The sequence below is a fragment of the uncultured Candidatus Kuenenia sp. genome (assembly GCF_900696675.1).
GTDB classification, from domain to species: domain Bacteria; phylum Planctomycetota; class Brocadiia; order Brocadiales; family Brocadiaceae; genus Kuenenia; species Kuenenia stuttgartiensis_A.
Genome location: NZ_CAADGZ010000297.1, coordinates 1 through 1,159, shown reverse-complemented (window position 1 = coordinate 1,159; position 1,159 = coordinate 1). Strand labels below are relative to the sequence as shown.

The 1,159-nt window shown below is 41.0% G+C and carries 1 protein-coding gene; it reads right to left on the bottom strand.

Going from position 1 to position 1,159, the window contains the following annotated elements; all coding sequences use genetic code 11:
* On the bottom strand, positions 1 to 953 hold a 953-nt coding region (locus tag QZT26_RS17760; RefSeq protein ID WP_295104100.1), incomplete at its 3' end, for a transposase.
* Between the last annotated feature and the right edge of the window lie 206 nt (positions 954 to 1,159).

Here is a 1,159-nt window from a genome sequence, read left to right as displayed (position 1 = left end):
AGGTAGTTTGTAATGACCATTTTGGCAGAGGCGCGGAGATTATTGGTAATAAGGATATGATAGGTGTAGTCGTCGTCCTTATTCCACTTGCCCAAAATGACTACAAACTTGATGGGTACAACACAATCTTTCAGCTTTGCCTCGAACGAATAGGTTTTATGGGAAACTTCAGAGCCATCCGTGGTTTTGAATTTAACGTATTTGATTTTATCCCAGTAATGCTTTTTGATGAGGGTCACGAGCTCATCTGGTTTGACAAGACACATCGTTTTCTTTACGGGATGGCGCATGAAGATGTTTCTGTTAGATTTTATTTCGGAATAGAAGATTTTGCCTTCCTTGTGAATGTGCGTGAGGAAGCGTGTTGTTGCATACCAGGAGTCGAAGACAGTACCGGAGAAATCCATGGTTTTTGAGCAGGCGTCAAAGAGTTCCAGGGCGATTTGTATTTTGTCTTTGAACTGAGGGTTGTTTTTTCCTCTGGGAAACTCACTGGCGGGAAGGTAGGGAATGATGTCGATGGGAAAATGCTTCGACTCTGAGACGAAAGCAGCGCCGACACCGACATTGCAGACCTCTTTCCTTTTGAGTGGCCCGCAATATTGCCACTTTGCTCCCTCGGTCTTCTTTGCAAAGGGTTTCGGGCAGCCAGTGTCATCAATGGCGAGAAGCCCGTCTTTGGTGGGAGCAGTGGTTCTTTGTTTTTGAATGATTTCCAGCCTTGTGCGTTTGATTGCCTGGATATCCCATTTTGAATCTGAGAAGAAGTATTGAAACTTCTGATAATCGGTGTGAGTGGCTTTTGCCATTCCATCAAGGGAGTTTCTTTTGTAGTCTTTAAAGAAGGCATAGATGACGAGGGTAAACACGGCCATTTGTTTTTTGCTGAAACAAGAGGCGAAATTTTTCAGAAACGTATTTAACAGAGGAATGTTTGCAGAAAAAATACTCAAATCCTTTGCTCCTGTTGTTGGTTTATTGAAAAGTTCACAAGTGCAATTAATAGCAGGAGTAAAGGAATAAGTCAAGCGCAAAATAAGTCACAAAGCATTGATTTGTAGTAAGTTGAGTCAAATTCGACTTATGATTTAAAAATATTTTTTTACATGCGTTTTTTAACAAAGTAATGTTTGTATGAATATTATGGAAGGCCGTTTTT